This is a genomic window from Bradyrhizobium cytisi, assembly GCF_008123515.1.
Lineage (GTDB): Bacteria > Pseudomonadota > Alphaproteobacteria > Rhizobiales > Xanthobacteraceae > Bradyrhizobium > Bradyrhizobium cytisi.
In genome coordinates this window covers 71,232-87,351 of sequence record NZ_VSSR01000007.1, presented here as the reverse complement: position 1 = coordinate 87,351, position 16,120 = coordinate 71,232, and the positions used below count along the sequence as shown (strand labels likewise).

The window sequence follows — 16,120 nt, the reverse complement described above, 5'->3', positions numbered from 1 at the left end:
GGTTGCGCGTGCTCTGATTGCGTTGCACAAGGGAGCCGATGATAGCGCAACCGCCCGCCTCCGCCTGGACCCGCTCGAGACCGCCGTTGCTGCGGTTTCTCGACACTTGTCTCAACGAATTCTCCGCCGAGATCTCGGGCCATGTCGCCGACTACATTCCCGAGCTGAGCAAGGCCGACCCTGCCTATTTTGGCATCAGCCTCGCGACGCTCGACGGCCATGTCTATGAAGTGGGCGACAGCCGGGTGCCCTTCACCATCCAGTCGATGTCGAAGCCGTTCGTGTTCGCGCTGGCGCTGGACTTGCTCGGCGCAGGCAAGGTCGAGAGCGCGATCGGCGTCGAGCCCTCGGGCGATCCCTTCAACTCGATCCGGCTCAATGCGGAGAACCATCCGTTCAATCCGATGGTCAATGCCGGCGCGATCGCCTGCACCGGGCTGATCTACGACAGCAAGGGCGCTGAGGCTTTCGAGCAGATCCGGCTCGCTCTCAGCCGCTTTGCCGGACGCGACCTCGCCGTCGACGAGGCGGTGTACACGTCGGAGAGCCAGACCGGCGACCGCAATCGCGCCATCGGCTATCTCCTCAAGACCAATGCGGTGATCTCGGACAACGTCGCCGGCGTGCTCGACGTCTATTTCCGGCAATGCGCAGTGCTTGTCACCGCGCGTGACATCGCGGTGATGGCGGCAACGCTCGCCAATCGCGGCGTCAATCCGGTCACCGGCGAGCAGGTGCTGACGCCTTACGCGATCTCGCGCACGCTGTCGGTGATGACGTCATCGGGCATGTACGACTATGCCGGCGAGTGGATCTACCGGATCGGGATTCCCGCCAAGAGCGGCGTCGGCGGCGGCATTCTGGCGGCGCTCCCCGCCCGCCTCGGGCTCGGCAGCTATTCGCCGAAGCTCGACAAGCACGGCAACAGCGTGCGCGGCATCAAGGTCTGCGAGGCGCTGTCCTCGCATTACGATCTGCACATGCTCAACCGTAGCGACGACGCCCGCAACGCGGTGATCGCCGACTACGACATCGGCAAGAGCCCGTCACGCCGCGTTCGCCGCCAGCAGGAGCGCGACATCCTGGCCGCGCACGAGCAGGAGGTGCGGGTCATCGAGCTGGTGGGCACGCTGTCGCTGTCGGCGGTCGACTACGTCTCGCGCCGGCTGGCGGAGCGGCCGCGGCCGCAATTCGTGATCTTCGACTTGCACCGTGTGACCGCCACCACGCGGGCCGGCGCGCGGCTGATCGCGGAGGCCTTCGAGGATCTCGCCGCGCTCGACGTCACGGTGGTGATATCCGGCGTCAGGCGCGCGTCGAAGGAGTGGAATACGCTGCGGGAATGGACTGCGGAGCTGAAGAACGTCCGCGACTTCTATCTGCTCGATACCGCGATCGAATGGGCGGAAGACCAGATCGTCTACCGCTATGGCGGCTCGATCGATTTTCACGAGACCACCGAGCTGTCCGAACAGCCGCTGCTCGACGGCCTGAGTGCGGAAGAGCTGACGGACCTCGCCTCGATCTGCACGATCCGGACCTATCAGTCCGGCGCAAAGATCCTCACGACAGGCGATCCTGCGGACGCTCTGTTCTTCCTGCGCAGCGGCGCGGTGCATGTCACCCTGCCCGACGGCGTCAGGCTCGCGACGCTGACCGCGGGCATGGCCTTTGGCGAGATGGCGCTGATCGAGACCGCCCGCTCAGCCGATGTGTTCGCGGACATGGCCGCGACCGCTTTCGAAGTGCCGCTGAAGGATTTCGAGCGTTTTCGCAGGCAGCACCCGCGCGCCTCCGAGCGCATCATGCGCAATCTGGCGCAGCTCCTGGCCGATCGCCTGATCGTGGCCAACACCAAGGTCGATATCCTGACGTCGACGTGAGCCAAGCCTACCGGCTCGCCGCCTCGCTGAGCCGCCGCTTGATCTTGGCTGCGCTGGCCTTGAGCAATTCGGACGGCTGCTGGCCGGTCGCGGCGCACAGGCAGGCCCAGTAGTAGATGACATCGCCGAGCTCGTCGACGAGACCCGCCTTGTCGAGCCAGTCGTCGCGCAGCAGCTTCTTGATGTGGTCGGCCACCTCGCCCGCTTCACCGGCGAGGCCGAGCCCGAGATAGGACAGCCGCTCGTTCGAGGGATGCTCATCGACCTTGGCAATGGTTGCGGCCCAGGCCGCATATTCATCGATAGTCATGATCATCCCTCGCAAGCCAAGCCTTGGTTCAGCCTACCACTTCGGTGACGGGCTGGAGATCGATCTCAAATGTCTCCAGGAATTTTGACGTCATGATGTAGAAGCCGACCGAGAGCTGCAGCTCGATGAGCGCTGCCGGCGTCAGTTTTGCCGCAATCGCCTTGAAGGTCGCATCCGTCGGCTTCTTCAGATTCACGATCTCGTCGGTGAAGGCGAGCGCGGCGCGCTGCGTCTCGTCGAAACAGTCAGCGACCTGCCAGTTTTCCAGCGCCTCGTTCTGCGCGTCGGTGACGCCGACGTTCTTGCCGATGCGCTTGTGCGCGATGATCTCGTACGGCGCCTCGCACAAAATTCCGGTGCGCGTGATCGCGAGCTCGCGCACGATCGGATCGAGCTCGCCCTTGTGGCGGATGGCGCCGCCGAGGCGGCAGTACTGCTCAAAATAGCTCGGCGAATGCGACATCATTCGGAAGATGTTGGCATTACGGTTCTTGTCGAGGATTTCGCGGGTGCGGTCGGATGCCTTGGACGGATCGCTGTAGTCGATGCGGGCCATGGTGGAATTTTTTCCTTGAGCCTTTGATGCTTATTGTCGTCGTCGGGGCAAGTTCCCGAAAAATTGTATTCGCGCAGCGACGCAGGAGCAACAACATCGAGTCAAAATGCCGCCGCATTGCTGATCGACCTTGGTACAGTCGATATTCGCCGCGTGGGGACTTGATCGCGGCGAATACGCGAAGTGGGGTGTTCCGAGTAAAATAAACTGGCCGTCCTTGCGCTCACCACGCAACGACGAGTCACGCCCAAGTCTAGGGAGAAATTGGCATGAAGGAAGCCACCAAGGGGGCGGCCTCGGGTGCGCTCGCGCATATGCTGGCGGTGACGGCGATGCTGGTCATCGCCAGCATCTTGTTCTACGGGCGTTGAGTTAGGCTCTCAGAGTTTTCGTCATTCCGGGGTGGCCTTCGCACAAGCCAGGCCCAGAATACCCGTTCCAGGCTCGGTCCCAAGTTGTTTTTCCTGGGACCGCCCCCGAATGACGGAATCCCACTACGTCTTCTTCAAAGAACGGGACCAGCTTTCGCGCGCGCAAGGGCGGCCGCGGTATGGCCGCATGCGCGATGCGTCCGCTATTTCTTCTGGCGGGAGTCGCGGATCTTGATGAGACGATCGAGTTCGTCGTTCTGCTGGCTGATGCGGTCGGCGATCCGCGACTCGTTCTGCTCGCCCGAGGCGGCCGCGGCCTGCTCGATCAGCTGGCGGATATTGTCCTCGAGGATCGCGATGCGCTCGTTGAGGGCGTCGAGAGGAAGCGAATCTTCGTAGCTATTGCTCATAATACATCCCCTGCAAATCAATCAGGAGCGGTAGGTAGGGTGGGCAAAGCGCAGCGTGCCCACCATGATCTAGCGCGAGAAAAAGGTGGGCACGGCGCGCACGCGCCATTGCCCACCCGACGAGACCTACTTCAGCGGCTCCAGGACGGAGACGTAGTTGGCGACGGCGGCGCCGCCCATGTTGAAGATGCCACCGAGTTTTGCGTTCTTGAGCTGCATGCCCTCGGGCGCTTGCCCTGCGAGCTGCATCGCGGTCATCACATGCATGGAGACGCCGGTGGCGCCGATCGGATGGCCCTTGGCCTTCAACCCGCCGGACGGATTGACCGGCAGCTTGCCGTCCTTGAGCGTCCAGCCTTCCTTGATGGCGCGGGCGCCCTGCCCCTTCGGCGTCAGGCCCATCGCTTCGTACTCGATCAGCTCGGCGACGGTGAAGCAGTCATGGGTCTCGACGAAGGAGAGATCGGTGAGCGCAACGCCCGCCTGCTCCAGCGCGCGCTGCCAAGCGACGGTGCAGCCCTCGAACTGAAGGATGTCGCGCTTGGACATCGGCAGGAAGTCCTGCGCGTGCGCGGTGGCTCGGAAGCCGATCGACTTGCCCATGCCCTTGGCGGTCTCGGCATCGGCCAGCACCAGCGCGGCCGCGCCGTCGGAGACCAGCGAGCAGTCGGTGCGCTTCAACGGGCCCGCGACATACGGATTCTTCTCGCTCTCGGCGCGGCAGAACTCGAAGCCAAAATCCTTGCGCATCTGGGCGAAGGGATTGGCAACGCCGTTCTTGTGGTTCTTGGCCGCGATCAGCGCCAGCGCATCGGACTGGTCGCCGTATTTCTGGAAATAGGAACTGGCGATCTTGCCGAACACGCCGGCGAAACCGCCGACGGTATCGCCGTCCTCAGGCAGGTACGACGCCTTGAGCAGGTTCTTGCCGATCTCCGGACCCGGGGTGCGGGTCATCTGCTCGACGCCGACGACCAGCACGATCTTGGCGGCCCCTGCGGCGATCGCGCGCAGGCCCTGGTGCACGGCCGCGGAGCCGGTGGCGCAGGCGTTCTCGACGCGGGTCGCCGGCTTGAAGCGCAGCTTCGGGTCGGCCTGGAGCACCAGCGAGGCGGTAAAATCCTGCGCCGAGAAGCCGGCGTTGAAATGGCCGAGCACGATCTCGTCGACATCGGCGGCCGAAATGCCGGCATCGGCCATCGCCTCGTTGGCGACGCGGGTGACGAGGCTTTCGACGGTTTCGGTGTCGAACTTGCCGAACGGCGTATGCGCCCACCCGACGATGCTGGCGGTCATGGTCTTTTCTCCCTGGCGGTCTCTTGCTGAGCTAAGTCTTAGCCCAGGGACGGCAAGACTTCACGCAGGTTTAAGGGCCTGGAGGGTGCGCTGGCAGATGGCAGTTATGCCGGCCCAGTTCCCGGCCCTGATCTCCGCCGTCGGGCACAGCCAGGAACCGCCGACCGCAACCACATTGGGTTCGGCGAGCCAGCTCGCCGCATTGGCCTCGCCGACCCCGCCGGTCGGGCAGAACCGCACATTCGGGAATGGTCCGCCGAGCGCGCGGAGGCCCTTGATGCCGCCGGCCTGCTCGGCCGGGAAGAATTTTGCGACGTCGAAGCCGTAGGACAACGCCACCATCAGTTCGGACGCCGTGGCAATGCCCGGCGCAAACGGCAAGGAGCTATCGGTGGCGGCCTTCAGCAGATCGGGCGTCAGGCCCGGGCTGATGCCGAACGCGACGCCGAGCTTCTCGACACGGGTAAAGTCGGCCGGATTGAGAATCGTGCCGATGCCGACGATTGCCTCGGGGACTTCGGCCATCATCGCCCTCGCCGCCTCGATCGCAACGGGGGTGCGCAGGGTCACCTCCAGCGTGCGGACGCCACCGGCCACCAGCGCACGCGCCAGCGGCACGGCATCCTGGATACGCTCGATGGTGAGGACTGGAATGACGGTCGCGGTCTTGAACAGCGCGACGAGGTGGTTCTGTTGGGCAGCGGTGGTCATCTTGGCTTTCGTTTTACTTGGTCGCTTGACGCGTGGTCGCGGGCCGGTGCCGCTTCTTTGGCGGCATGGCATAGCCCGGAATGATGGCACCAGGATAGCAGATCACGAGGCTGGCGAGGCGATGCCCGGCCTGGGCGGCCTCGACAGGTTCGGAACGGGCCAGGCGAGCCGCGATATAGGCCGCAGCGAAGCTGTCGCCGGCCGCTGTGGTGTCGACCACGGGCTTGGTCATGGGCTCGGCGCGGACCTCGCTCGTGCCGCCGGGAAAGCGCAGCAGGCTGACAGGCTCGACGAGCCGGAACACCAGCTCGGGCGTAGGGATGCGCGCCATCAATTGCTCGGGGCTCTCGCCGGGATAGAGCGCGAGCAGATCCTCGGTCGAGGTCAGCACGATATCGGCGGCTGCAAACGCCACTGCGAACACCTCGCGCGCGACGTCGCGGTCCGGCCAGCCGCGCGCGCGAAAATTGGTGTCGAACACGAAGCGGGTGCCGAGCAGCCGGGCGCGCTTGATCGCCGCGAACAGGCGATCGCGTCCGGCCGCCTCGTAGATCGAGAGCGTGATCGCGGAGAGATAGACGATGTCATAGCTCATCAGCGAGTTCAGGAGCTCGTCGGTCTCCGGCAGGCTCATCAGCTGGCGCGCCGCCGCACTGTCGCGCCAGTGGAAGAACTGACGCTCGCCATTGGCATCGAGCTGGATCATGTAGAGGCCGGGCAGCTTGCCCGGCAGCCGCACCACGCGCCGCGTGCCGACGCCCTCGGCATTCCAGGCCGCGATCATCTCCTCGCTCATCCCATCGTCGCCGAGCGCCGTGAGATAATCGACCTTGACCTCGAGCCGCGCCAGATACACCGCCGTGTTGAGGGTGTCGCCGCCGAAGCCGCGCGAGAACAGGCCACCGCCCTGCCCGGCTTGCCCACCTTGGGCCTGCCGAAGCTCGACCATGCATTCACCGATGCAAGCAACGCTCGCCATCGTCATATCCAGGCTGTTCATCTCCAACGATCAGGCGACGAAATTGCCGCCGAGCTCGTCGTCGATGTGAATGCGGATGATATCGTCGAAGCTCTTCTCTTCGGTGGTGAAGCCGAGCTCGCGCGCCCGATTCGCCTCGAAATTGCGCGGCCAGCCGCCGACGATGCCTGCGATGAACGGATCGAGCTCATGCTTGATGCGCGCCGCGACCTTGTCGCCGGCGACACGCCTGAGCGCGGCGATCTGCTCACCGACCGTGGCCGAGAGGCCCGGCATGGTCAGGTTACGGCGCGGACCGACCTTGCCGAGATCCATGGTGCCGGCGTGAAGCAGGAAGCCGACGGCCGAGCGCGGCGTGGCGTGCCAGTGGCGGACGTCCTCGGACACCGGGAGGACCGCTTCCTTGCCGGCGAGCGGCTCGCGCAGAATGTTGGAGAAGAAGCCCGAAGCCGCTTTGTTGGGCAGGCCGGGACGGATGCAGATGGTCGGCAGGCGAATGCCGATGCCGTCGAGGAAGCCACGGCGCGAATAATCCGCAAGCAGCAGCTCGCCGATCGCTTTCTGGGTGCCGTAGCTGAGCAGCGGCGTGTGGAAGAACTCGTCGCCGATCGCATCCGGAAACGGCGCACCGAACACCGCGATCGAGGACGTGAACACCACACGCGGCTTGTAGCCGCCGCCGACGAGGCGGACGGCATCCAGCAGCATCCGCGTGCCGTCGAGATTGATGCGGTAGCCCTTGTCGAAATCGAGCTCGGCTTCGCCCGAGACGATCGCAGCGAGATGGAAGATTACGTCGGGGCGGCCGGCGATCAGCTTTTCGGCGGCACCCGGGACGGCAAAATCGCCCGAGACGGTCTCGACGGGAAAACCGGCCTTCTCCGGCTTCTTGGGCTCGACCACGTCGTGCATGGTAAGCTTGGTGATGTCGCTCTTGCCGAGCCGGCCGTCGCGCAATAGCCGTTCACACAATTTGCGGCCGACCATGCCGGCAGCGCCCAGAACCAGAATGTGCAAGAGCCTACTCCTTCTTATTGGCTTATTGGCCGGAACGCGCCGCTCTTGAAAGCCCCTTTTGGGACGTTTTTGGCGCGTTCTCAGGCAGGCCCCGCGATCATTCCTTCACGGCGCCGGTCATCGCCGACACATAGTACTCTACGAAGAAGGAATAAAGGATAACTACGGGGACCGAGCCGGTCAGGGCCGCCGCCATCAGGGCACCCCAATGGTAGACGTCGCCATTGACGAGCTCGGTGATGGCCCCGACGGGAATCGTCTTGTTTTCCGACGAGGAGATGAAGGTCAGCGCGTAGATGAACTCGTTCCAGGACAGTGTGAAGGCGAAGATGCCCGCCGAGATCACCCCCGGCAGCGACAGCGGCAGCGTGATCTTGGTCAGGATCTGGAGCCGCGTCGCCCCGTCGATCAGCGCGCATTCCTCAAGCTCGTAGGGAATGGTGCGGAAATAGCCCATCAGGAGCCAGGTGCAGAACGGGATCAGGAAGGTCGGATAGGTCAGGATCAGCGCCAGATTGCCGTCGAACAAGCCGAGCTGGAACACGATCGCGGCCAGCGGAATGAACAGGATCGAGGGCGGGACGAGATAGCCGAGGAAGATCGCCAGGCCGACATAGCGCGAGCCCTTGTAACGCAGGCGCTCGATTGCATAGGCCGCGCAGACGCTGGCGAACAGCGAGATGAAGGTCGAGGACACCGAGACGATGATGGTGTTCCACATCCACAGCGGATAGTCGGTCTCGAAGAACAGTTTTGTGATGTGCTCGAACGTCGGATGCAAGATCCAGAACGGATTGTACTTCTCGTAGTCGTACATTTCCGCATCCGGCTTGAAGGTCGCGACCGTCATCCAGTAGAACGGGAACAGCAGGAAGACCATGATCAGGCCGAGCGGAAGGTAGACGCGGAGAAACTTCCGCGGAAAACTTTCCAGGTAGTCCATTCCGACGCTTTGGTCGTCCGCTGTGCTCATGGTCAGTCCCTTCCGCCCTGCTGCCAGCGGGAGCGCTGAAGCCCGAAGAAGCTCAACAGGATCGCCGCGACCAGGAACGGGATCATTGCGTTCGAGATCGCCGCGCCCTCGCCGAGATTGCCGCCGGTGATGGCGCGCTGGAACGACAGCGTCGCCATCAGGTGCGTGGCGTTGATCGGCCCGCCGCGGGTAATGGTGTAGATCAGCTGGAAGTCGGTGAAGGTCATCAGCACCGAGAACGTCATCACGACCGCGATGATCGGCGAGAGCATCGGCAGCGTGATGTGTCGGAAGCGCTGCAGATTGGTGGCGCCGTCGAGGTTGGCGGCCTCATAGAGCGAGGGCGAGATGGTCTGCAATCCCGCGAGCAGCGTGATCGCCACGAAGGGCACGCCGCGCCAGATATTGGCCACGACCACCGACCAGCGCGCATTCCAGGGATCGCCGAGGAAGTCGATGTAGTGCGTGATCAGGCCGGCCTTGATCAGCACCCAGGAAATAATCGAGAACTGGCTGTCATAGATCCACCAGAACGCGATCGCCGAGAGCACCGTCGGCACCACGAAGGGCAACAGCACGATCGCCCGGATCATCGACTTGAACGGCAGCCGCTCGTTGAGCAGCAGCGCCAGGTAAAGCCCGATCGCGAATTTCACGACGCTGGCGGCCACCGTGTAGAAAATCGTGTTGAACACCGACAGCCAGAACACGGAGTCCTTTGCCAGCGAGACGAAGTTTGCGAAGCCGATGTAACGGCCGACGCCCCCGATCTTGGTATCCGTCATGCCGAGCCACAACCCCAGCAACAGAGGATAAGCCAGAAACAGAATGAGGATGGCGATTGCCGGCACCATGAACATCGCGCCGAGAAAGTTTCGGCTTTCGAATGCTCTGGACCACAGGCTGCTGCGCTTGACCTGCGCGGCGACGGGCTCGGCCATAACTGCCATGTCGGACTCCCCTCACGGAAACGACGACGGCGGCGCCCAGCGAACTGGACGCCGCCGGCTGTGGCTGATCAGACCTGGTAGTAGCGCTTGGCACGCTCGGCGGCGCGGGCGGCAGCTTCCTTCGGCGTGGCCTGTCCGGAGGCGGCTTCCGCGAACATGTCGACCACGACGAAGTCGCCCATCACGGCGGCCGAGGCGTAGCCGAGATCGCCGGCATAGCCGTTGTCGCGGCAACGCTTCAGGCAGTCGCGATACGGCGTGATCTTGGGATCGGAGGTCCAGACCGGGTTGTCGTTATAGGCCGGGAGCGGCGGCGAGACGTAGCCGTTGGAGGCGACCTCCCACGCGTCGTAGTTCTCCTTGTCCATCATGAACTTGATGAATTCCTTGACCGCCTTCGGATACTTCGAGTGCTTGTAGCCGTAGTAGACCAGGACGTTCTGCTGCTCGGTCGACACGCCCACGGGCCCGATCGGCATCGGCGCGTGATTCATGTCCTTGGCGATCTCCTGCTGCTTGGGATCGGTGGAGTTCTTGCCGACGGTCCAGATCGAGATGCCGTTCAGGGTGAGACTGAGCTCGCCGTTCAGGAACGCCTTGTTGTTGTTCGAGTCGTTCCACGACAGCACGCCCGGAATGAACGTCGCATAGAGCTGCTTGACGTATTCGATAGCAGCGATCGTCTCCGGCGAGTCGATCACGACCTCGTTCTTGTCGTTGACGACCTTGCCGCCGAACGCCCACAGCGCCCACTGGCACCAGCCGTTGGCGTCGCCCGTGGCATGGCCGAGCGCGAAGCCGGCCGGCGTGTTGTTCTTCTTCAGGGCCTGGCACAGCTTGAGGAAGCCGTCAGTGTCCTTGGGAAATTCGTCGAAGCCCGCGGCCTTCACGTGGCTGATGCGGTAGTTCAGGCAGCCGCCGGTCGCGCCTTGCGGAATGGCGATCCAGCTGTTGCCCTTCTTGCCGTAGCGCTCGGCAACGGGATACCAGCCGCCATACTGCTTGCCGAGATAATCGGCAATGTCAGTCATGTCGATCAGCTTCTCGGGGAATTTGAAGGGATCGTCGAGCGTACCGACGATGAGATCGGGGCCCGCGCCGACATTGGCGGCAACCGCGGCCTTCGGCCGGATGTCTTCCCAGCTCTCGGCCTCGAGCTTCACCTTGACGCCGGTCTTCTCGGAGAACTTCTTGGTCTGCTCGGCGAACTTGTCGAACTCGGCCTGGATGAACTGCTTCCAGCGCAACACGCGAATGGAGGCATTCGGCTCCGGCGTGTTGGTCCACTCCGCAGCACGGACCGGGACGATCCCTGGGCCAGCGAGCAAAGCTGCGCCGCCCAGGCTGGCTTTAAGCACACTACGCCTGTCGAAATGGCTCATCGTTCTCTCCCTGAATTTTATATTTGTATTTGGTCGTCTTACGTCACGAAACGCCGCTACATGCGCTTGCCCGTCGCCTCGTCGAACAGATGCACCAGGGCCGGATCGGGCTTCAGCTTGACCTTGTCGCCCGGGTTGAACTGGTGACGCTCGCGGAAAACTGCGACGACCTGCTCGCCACCGACCTTCGCAAACACCTGCGTCTCCGAGCCGGTCGGCTCGACCACGACGATCTCGGCGTCGGCACCGTCATCGGCGATGGTGAAATGCTCGGGACGGACGCCATAGACCACAGGCTTGCCATCCGAGCCGGCCGGGGCGTTCCTGAGCGGCAACTTGACGCCGTTCGGCCCCTCGAAGGTCGCCACGCCATTGACGCGGACATGCCCCTTCAGGAAGTTCATCGCGGGCGAGCCGATGAAGCCGGCGACGAACTGGTTTTCCGGCTTGTCATAGAGCTCGAGCGGCGTGCCCATCTGCTCGACGATACCGTCATGCATCACGACGATCTTGTCGGCCATGGTCATGGCCTCGATCTGGTCGTGGGTGACGTAGACGGTCGTGGTCTTGAGCCGCTGGTGCAGCTCCTTGATCTCGGTGCGCATGGCGACGCGCAGCTTGGCGTCGAGGTTCGACAAGGGCTCGTCGAACAAGAAGACCTGGGGATCGCGCACGATGGCGCGGCCCATGGCGACGCGCTGGCGCTGGCCGCCGGAGAGCTGGCGCGGGTAGCGCTCGAGCAATGGCGTCAGCGCGAGGATTTCGGCGGCGCGCTTGACGCGCTTGTTGATCTCGTCGGAGCCGGCATTGCGCAGCTTCAGCGAGAAGCCCATGTTTTCGCCAACCGTCATGTGCGGATAAAGCGCGTAGTTCTGGAACACCATCGCAATGTCCCGCTCCTTGGGCTGGACATTGTTGACGACGCGGTCGCCGATCGAGATGGTGCCGGAGGTGATGTTCTCGAGGCCTGCGAGCATGCGCAGAAGCGTCGACTTGCCGCAGCCGGAGGGGCCAACCAGGACGACGAACTGGCCGTCCTCGATCGGAATCGAGACGCCGTGCAGGACTTCAAAATTGCCGAACGATTTCCGCACGTCGCGGATTTGCACAGACGACATCTAGCTCCCTCCTCCGACTTAGACGACGCAACTGTGGCGCCGCCACCGTCTTGTTTTTTCTGAACTTCGCCGACCCGAAGCCCTTCTTAACAGGCGACATTGTCAGCAGTTTGTGCGGCTTTGGCAATTTGTCTTTGGTTAGTCGTTGCTGGTAGCGCTGTCAACGATCCTTTGTTTGCGGGAGTGGCCGTGTTAAGAGCAACAAATGGGTCGAAAGCGCACCAAGTCTGGCAAGATTCGGCTGGCAGAAGTCGCCGAGCTCGCCGGCGTCAGCCCGATTACCGCCTCCCGTTTCTTCCGCAATCCCGAGGCGCTCTCGGTCGCCAAGCGGACGCGGGTCGAAAGCGCGGCCCAGGAGCTCGGCTATGTTCCCAACCTGGCGGCACGCGCGCTGGCCTCGCAGCGCACCGAGGTGATCGGTGTCTTGATTCCGTCACTGACCAACAACGTGTTCTCCGACGTGCTGCGCGGCATCTATGACGCTTTCGAAGGCAGCCCCTACTCGATCCAATTGTCCAACACACGCTACTCCATTCTCCAGGAGGAGAAGCTGTTGCGCCTGTTTCTGGCGCAGAAGCCGGCGGGACTGATCGTCACAGGCATCGACCAGACCACGGAATCGCGCGCGATGCTGGAGGCGGCCGACTGCCCGATCGTGCAGATCATGGAGATCGGGCCCAACCCGGTCGACATGATGATCGGCTTTTCCCATTATGATGCAGCGCGCGCGGCGATTGCTCATTTGTTCGCGCAGGGCCACCGCAAGGTCGGCTTCGTCGGCGCACGCATGGACCCGCGGGTGCAGCGCCGGCTCGACGGCTATGTCGCGGCCATGAAGGACGCCGGCCTGTTCGACCAAAGACTGATCGTGACGACGGCGACGCCGACCTCGGTGACGCTGGGCGGCGCGCTGTTCGCCGATCTGCTCGCGCGCGAGTCCGGCATCGACTCGGTGTTCTGCGCCAATGACGACCTCGCGCTCGGCGTGCTCTTCGAATGCCGGCGCCGGGAGATCGCGGTCCCCGAGCAGATCGCGATCGTCGGCTTCAACGACCTCGAATTCATGGCCTCCTCGGTGCCGACGCTAACGAGTGTGCGGACCAACCGTTACGAAATGGGCAGCGCCGCTGCCGCGATGCTGATCGAGGCGATCGAAGGCAAGCGTCCCCAAGAGCCCGTGCTCGATCTCGGCTTTACCGTGATCGAGCGGCAGAGCTCGCAGACGCAGCGACCCGCAGCCGGCCCGCGCGCGGCGGAATGGGCGCCAGTCATACAAAATGATAGCGTTACCAACGACCCATGAGTAGTATCGCATTTGTGAGGAAACGTTCGCCAGCAGGCGGGCCGTCGTTACATGCTCGCGCTGCCGGGCATCGCATCGATCGACATCCCGGACGTCGGTCCGCGCGTTTGCATTGAAGGAGAAACCAATGACAAAAAAGCCAACCAATGGGCATGCGCCCGCCGGTAACGGCACCCGCCGCCACCTTCGCTCGCAGGAATGGTTCAACAACCCGCATAATCCGGGGATGACGGCGCTCTACATGGAGCGCTATCTGAACTACGGCCTCACCCGCTCAGAGCTGCAGTCCGGCAAGCCGATCATCGGCATCGCCCAGACCGGCAACGACCTCTCCCCCTGCAACCGGCATCATATCGAGCTGGCCCACCGCGTCCGCGAAGGCATCCGCGAGGCCGGCGGCATTGCGATGGAATTCCCGACCCACCCGATCCAGGAGACCGGCAAGCGCCCGACCGCCGCGCTCGACCGCAACCTCGCTTATCTCGGCCTGGTCGAGATCCTCTACGGCTATCCGCTCGACGGCGTGGTGCTGACCACCGGCTGCGACAAGACCACCCCGGCCTGCATGATGGCGGCGGCGACCGTGAACCTGCCCGCGATCGTGCTGTCGGGCGGCCCGATGCTCAACGGCTGGCATGCCGGCGAGCGCACCGGCTCCGGCACCATCGTCTGGAAGTCGCGCGAGCGGCTTGCCGCCGGCGAGATCGATTATGAAGAGTTCATGGAGATCGTGGCGTCCTCGGCGCCCTCGGTCGGCCATTGCAACACCATGGGCACGGCCTCGACCATGAACGGGCTCGCCGAAGCGCTCGGCTTCTCGCTGCCGGGCTGCGCGGCCATCCCCGCCCCCTACCGCGAGCGCGGCCAGATCGCCTACGAGACCGGCAAGCGCGCCGTCGAGATGGTCTGGGAAGACCTCAAGCCGTCGGACATCCTGACCCGCAAGGCGTTCGAGAACTGCATTGTCATCAACTCGGCGATCGGCGGCTCGACCAACGCGCCGATCCACATCAATGCGCTGGCCCGCCACATCGGCGTAGAGCTGTCGATCGACGACTGGCAGAAATTCGGCCACGACGTGCCGCTGCTGGTCAACATGCAGCCGGCCGGCTTCTATCTCGGCGAGGAATTCCACCGCGCCGGCGGCGTGCCGGCCGTGGTGCGCGAATTGATGAAGCACAAGCGCATCCATGAGGACGCGGTCACCGTGAATGGCCGCGGCATCGGCGAGAACTGCAAGGATGCGCCCAAGCCCGATAACGACGTGATCCGGGCCTATGACAAGCCGCTGGTGAAGGATGCGGGCTTCCTGGTGCTGAGGGGCAATCTGTTCGATTCCGCGATCATGAAGACCTCTGTGATCTCCAAGGAATTCCGCGACCGCTACTTGAGCAGCCCCGGGGATCTCAACGCCTTCGAGGGCCGCGCCATCGTGTTCGAGGGTCCGGAGGATTATCACGCGCGGATCGACGATGCCTCGCTCGACATCGACGAGCGCTGCGTGCTGTTCATCCGCGGCACCGGCCCGATCGGCTATCCCGGCGGCGCCGAGGTCGTGAACATGCAGCCGCCGGCCGCCCTGATCAAGCGCGGCATCCACTCCCTGCCCTGCATCGGCGACGGCCGCCAGTCGGGCACCTCGGGCTCGCCGTCGATCCTCAATGCCTCACCGGAAGCGGCCGCCAACGGCGGGCTCGCGATCCTCAAGACCGGCGACAAGGTCCGCATCGACCTCAACAAGGGCAGCGCCAATATCCTGATCTCGGACGACGAGCTGAAGAAGCGCCACGCCGAGCTGAAGGCCAATGGCGGCTTCAAGCATCCGGCGAACCAGACGCCGTGGCAGGAGCTCTATCGCAACACGGTTGGCCAGCACGCCACCGGCGCCTGCGTGGAGATCGCCACACGCTACCAGAACGTCGCCGGCACCTTCGGTGTGGCGCGGGATAATCACTAGCAGCCACACCGTCATTGCGAGCGAAGCGAAGCAATCCAGAGATATCTCCGCGGAGACAGTCCTGGATTGCTTCGTCGCACCAGCGCAAAATTGCCTTGCAATTTTGTCGCGGGCTCCTCGCAATGACGTGGGGTTGGCATTCGAATGAACACAAGGGAGAATAACATGGCAGACCGCCTCAAGGGTAAGCGCGCCGTCATCACGGCTGCAGCCGCAGGCATCGGGCGCGCATGCGCCCTCGCATTCGCGCGTGAAGGCGCAACCGTCATCGCCACCGACATCAACGAGGCCGGCATCGCGGGCCTGACCAAGGAAGGCATCGCCGAGACCGCAAAGCTCGACGTGCGCAACACCGCCGACGTCAACGCCTTCGCCAAGCGTATCGGCAAGATCGATATCCTGCTCAATGCCGCCGGCTTCGTGCATCACGGCACCATCCTGGAGTGCACGGAAGAGGATTTCGATTTCTCGTTCGACCTCAACGTCAAGTCGATGCACCGGACGATCAGGGCATTCTTGCCGGATATGCTGGCCGGCGGTGGCGGCAGCATCGTTAACATCTCGTCCTGCGCGGCGCTGCGGCCGCCGGCGAACCGTTATGTCTACAGCTCCTCGAAGGCCGCGGTGTCGTTGCTGACCCGCGCCGTCGCGCTCGACTTCATCACCAAGGGCATCCGCTGCAACGCGATCTGCCCCGGCACTGTCGAGACGCCGTCGATGCTTGATCGCGCCGCAGCCCAAGGGCCGCAGGGCAAAGAGATGTTCGTCTCCCGCCAGAAGATGGGCCGGCTCGGCACCGCCGACGAGATCGCGTCCATGGCGGTCTATCTCGGCAGTGACGAAAGCGCCTTCACCACCGGCGTCGACCTCGTCGTCGACGGCGGCTACATGCTCTGATCACTCC

At 63.7% G+C, this 16,120-nt stretch carries 15 protein-coding genes; 4 read left to right on the top strand and 11 right to left on the bottom strand.

Annotated elements, in window-relative coordinates:
- The first annotated feature begins 38 nt into the window (after positions 1–38).
- A complete protein-coding gene (gene glsA / locus FXB38_RS03805; RefSeq protein ID WP_187434640.1) occupies positions 39–1,883 on the top strand; it encodes a glutaminase A in 1,845 nt (614 codons plus the stop codon).
- Between the two features lie 7 nt (positions 1,884–1,890).
- Here glsA and FXB38_RS03800 read toward each other — a convergent pair whose 3' ends face one another.
- From FXB38_RS03800 to FXB38_RS03750, 11 genes are all read right to left on the bottom strand, one after another.
- The gene (locus FXB38_RS03800; protein WP_187434639.1) at positions 1,891–2,193 is read right to left on the bottom strand and encodes a nucleoside triphosphate pyrophosphohydrolase family protein; all 303 of its coding nucleotides are present in this window, start codon (positions 2,191–2,193) and stop codon (positions 1,891–1,893) included.
- A gap of 28 nt (positions 2,194–2,221) precedes the next feature.
- The gene (locus FXB38_RS03795) at positions 2,222–2,749 is read right to left on the bottom strand and encodes a carboxymuconolactone decarboxylase family protein (RefSeq protein WP_148749433.1); all 528 of its coding nucleotides are present in this window, start codon (positions 2,747–2,749) and stop codon (positions 2,222–2,224) included.
- Positions 2,750–3,323: 574 nt separating this feature from the next.
- Positions 3,324–3,530 (bottom strand): hypothetical protein, encoded by a 207-nt coding sequence (locus FXB38_RS03790; RefSeq protein WP_148749432.1) that lies wholly within the window; start codon positions 3,528–3,530, stop codon positions 3,324–3,326.
- A 126-nt stretch (positions 3,531–3,656) separates the two neighbouring features.
- Positions 3,657–4,826 carry an acetyl-CoA acetyltransferase gene (locus FXB38_RS03785; protein WP_148749431.1) on the bottom strand — a complete coding sequence of 390 codons (1,170 nt, stop codon included), beginning with the start codon at positions 4,824–4,826 and terminating at the stop codon, positions 3,657–3,659.
- 60 nt (positions 4,827–4,886) lie between these two features.
- Positions 4,887–5,537 carry a bifunctional 4-hydroxy-2-oxoglutarate aldolase/2-dehydro-3-deoxy-phosphogluconate aldolase gene (gene eda, locus FXB38_RS03780; protein ID WP_187434638.1) on the bottom strand — a complete coding sequence of 217 codons (651 nt, stop codon included), beginning with the start codon at positions 5,535–5,537 and terminating at the stop codon, positions 4,887–4,889.
- 13 nt (positions 5,538–5,550) lie between these two features.
- Entirely contained in the window at positions 5,551–6,516 is a 966-nt protein-coding gene (locus FXB38_RS03775; protein ID WP_187434637.1) for a sugar kinase, read from the bottom strand.
- Between the two features lie 30 nt (positions 6,517–6,546).
- Positions 6,547–7,533: a D-erythronate dehydrogenase gene (denD, locus tag FXB38_RS03770; RefSeq protein ID WP_148749428.1), complete on the bottom strand. Its 987-nt coding sequence runs from the start codon at positions 7,531–7,533 to the stop codon at positions 6,547–6,549.
- Positions 7,534–7,630: 97 nt separating this feature from the next.
- A complete protein-coding gene (locus tag FXB38_RS03765) occupies positions 7,631–8,506 on the bottom strand; it encodes a carbohydrate ABC transporter permease (RefSeq protein ID WP_148749427.1) in 876 nt (291 codons plus the stop codon).
- Positions 8,507–8,508: 2 nt separating this feature from the next.
- Entirely contained in the window at positions 8,509–9,456 is a 948-nt protein-coding gene (locus FXB38_RS03760) for a carbohydrate ABC transporter permease (RefSeq protein ID WP_148749426.1), read from the bottom strand.
- A 68-nt stretch (positions 9,457–9,524) separates the two neighbouring features.
- Complete coding sequence (locus FXB38_RS03755; RefSeq protein WP_148749425.1) at positions 9,525–10,838, bottom strand: ABC transporter substrate-binding protein; 1,314 nt, start codon at positions 10,836–10,838, stop codon at positions 9,525–9,527.
- Positions 10,839–10,894: 56 nt separating this feature from the next.
- Positions 10,895–11,956, bottom strand: coding sequence for an ABC transporter ATP-binding protein (locus FXB38_RS03750; protein ID WP_148749424.1), 1,062 nt, complete (start codon positions 11,954–11,956; stop codon positions 10,895–10,897).
- A gap of 205 nt (positions 11,957–12,161) precedes the next feature.
- Here FXB38_RS03750 and gntR point away from each other — a divergent pair, with 205 nt between their 5' ends.
- The 3 genes from gntR to FXB38_RS03735 all read left to right on the top strand — a co-directional run bounded on the left by gntR (position 12,162) and on the right by FXB38_RS03735 (position 16,113).
- Positions 12,162–13,259 (top strand): HTH-type transcriptional regulator GntR, encoded by a 1,098-nt coding sequence (gntR, locus tag FXB38_RS03745; RefSeq protein WP_187434636.1) that lies wholly within the window; start codon positions 12,162–12,164, stop codon positions 13,257–13,259.
- A 127-nt stretch (positions 13,260–13,386) separates the two neighbouring features.
- Positions 13,387–15,216: an IlvD/Edd family dehydratase gene (locus tag FXB38_RS03740; RefSeq protein ID WP_148749423.1), complete on the top strand. Its 1,830-nt coding sequence runs from the start codon at positions 13,387–13,389 to the stop codon at positions 15,214–15,216.
- A gap of 165 nt (positions 15,217–15,381) precedes the next feature.
- Entirely contained in the window at positions 15,382–16,113 is a 732-nt protein-coding gene (locus FXB38_RS03735; protein ID WP_187434635.1) for an SDR family oxidoreductase, read from the top strand.
- Positions 16,114–16,120: the final 7 nt, after the last annotated feature.

Coding starts and splice junctions, on each gene's coding strand:
- glsA (WP_187434640.1), top strand. CDS start 39: ATGATAGCGCAACCGCCCGCCTCCGCCTGGACCCGCTCGAGACCGCCG.
- FXB38_RS03800 (WP_187434639.1), bottom strand. CDS start 2,193: ATGACTATCGATGAATATGCGGCCTGGGCCGCAACCATTGCCAAGGTC.
- FXB38_RS03795 (WP_148749433.1), bottom strand. CDS start 2,749: ATGGCCCGCATCGACTACAGCGATCCGTCCAAGGCATCCGACCGCACC.
- FXB38_RS03790 (WP_148749432.1), bottom strand. CDS start 3,530: ATGAGCAATAGCTACGAAGATTCGCTTCCTCTCGACGCCCTCAACGAG.
- FXB38_RS03785 (WP_148749431.1), bottom strand. CDS start 4,826: ATGACCGCCAGCATCGTCGGGTGGGCGCATACGCCGTTCGGCAAGTTC.
- eda (WP_187434638.1), bottom strand. CDS start 5,537: ATGACCACCGCTGCCCAACAGAACCACCTCGTCGCGCTGTTCAAGACC.
- FXB38_RS03775 (WP_187434637.1), bottom strand. CDS start 6,516: ATGGCGAGCGTTGCTTGCATCGGTGAATGCATGGTCGAGCTTCGGCAG.
- FXB38_RS03765 (WP_148749427.1), bottom strand. CDS start 8,506: ATGAGCACAGCGGACGACCAAAGCGTCGGAATGGACTACCTGGAAAGT.
- FXB38_RS03760 (WP_148749426.1), bottom strand. CDS start 9,456: ATGGCAGTTATGGCCGAGCCCGTCGCCGCGCAGGTCAAGCGCAGCAGC.
- FXB38_RS03755 (WP_148749425.1), bottom strand. CDS start 10,838: ATGAGCCATTTCGACAGGCGTAGTGTGCTTAAAGCCAGCCTGGGCGGC.
- FXB38_RS03750 (WP_148749424.1), bottom strand. CDS start 11,956: ATGTCGTCTGTGCAAATCCGCGACGTGCGGAAATCGTTCGGCAATTTT.
- gntR (WP_187434636.1), top strand. CDS start 12,162: ATGGGTCGAAAGCGCACCAAGTCTGGCAAGATTCGGCTGGCAGAAGTC.
- FXB38_RS03740 (WP_148749423.1), top strand. CDS start 13,387: ATGACAAAAAAGCCAACCAATGGGCATGCGCCCGCCGGTAACGGCACC.
- FXB38_RS03735 (WP_187434635.1), top strand. CDS start 15,382: ATGGCAGACCGCCTCAAGGGTAAGCGCGCCGTCATCACGGCTGCAGCC.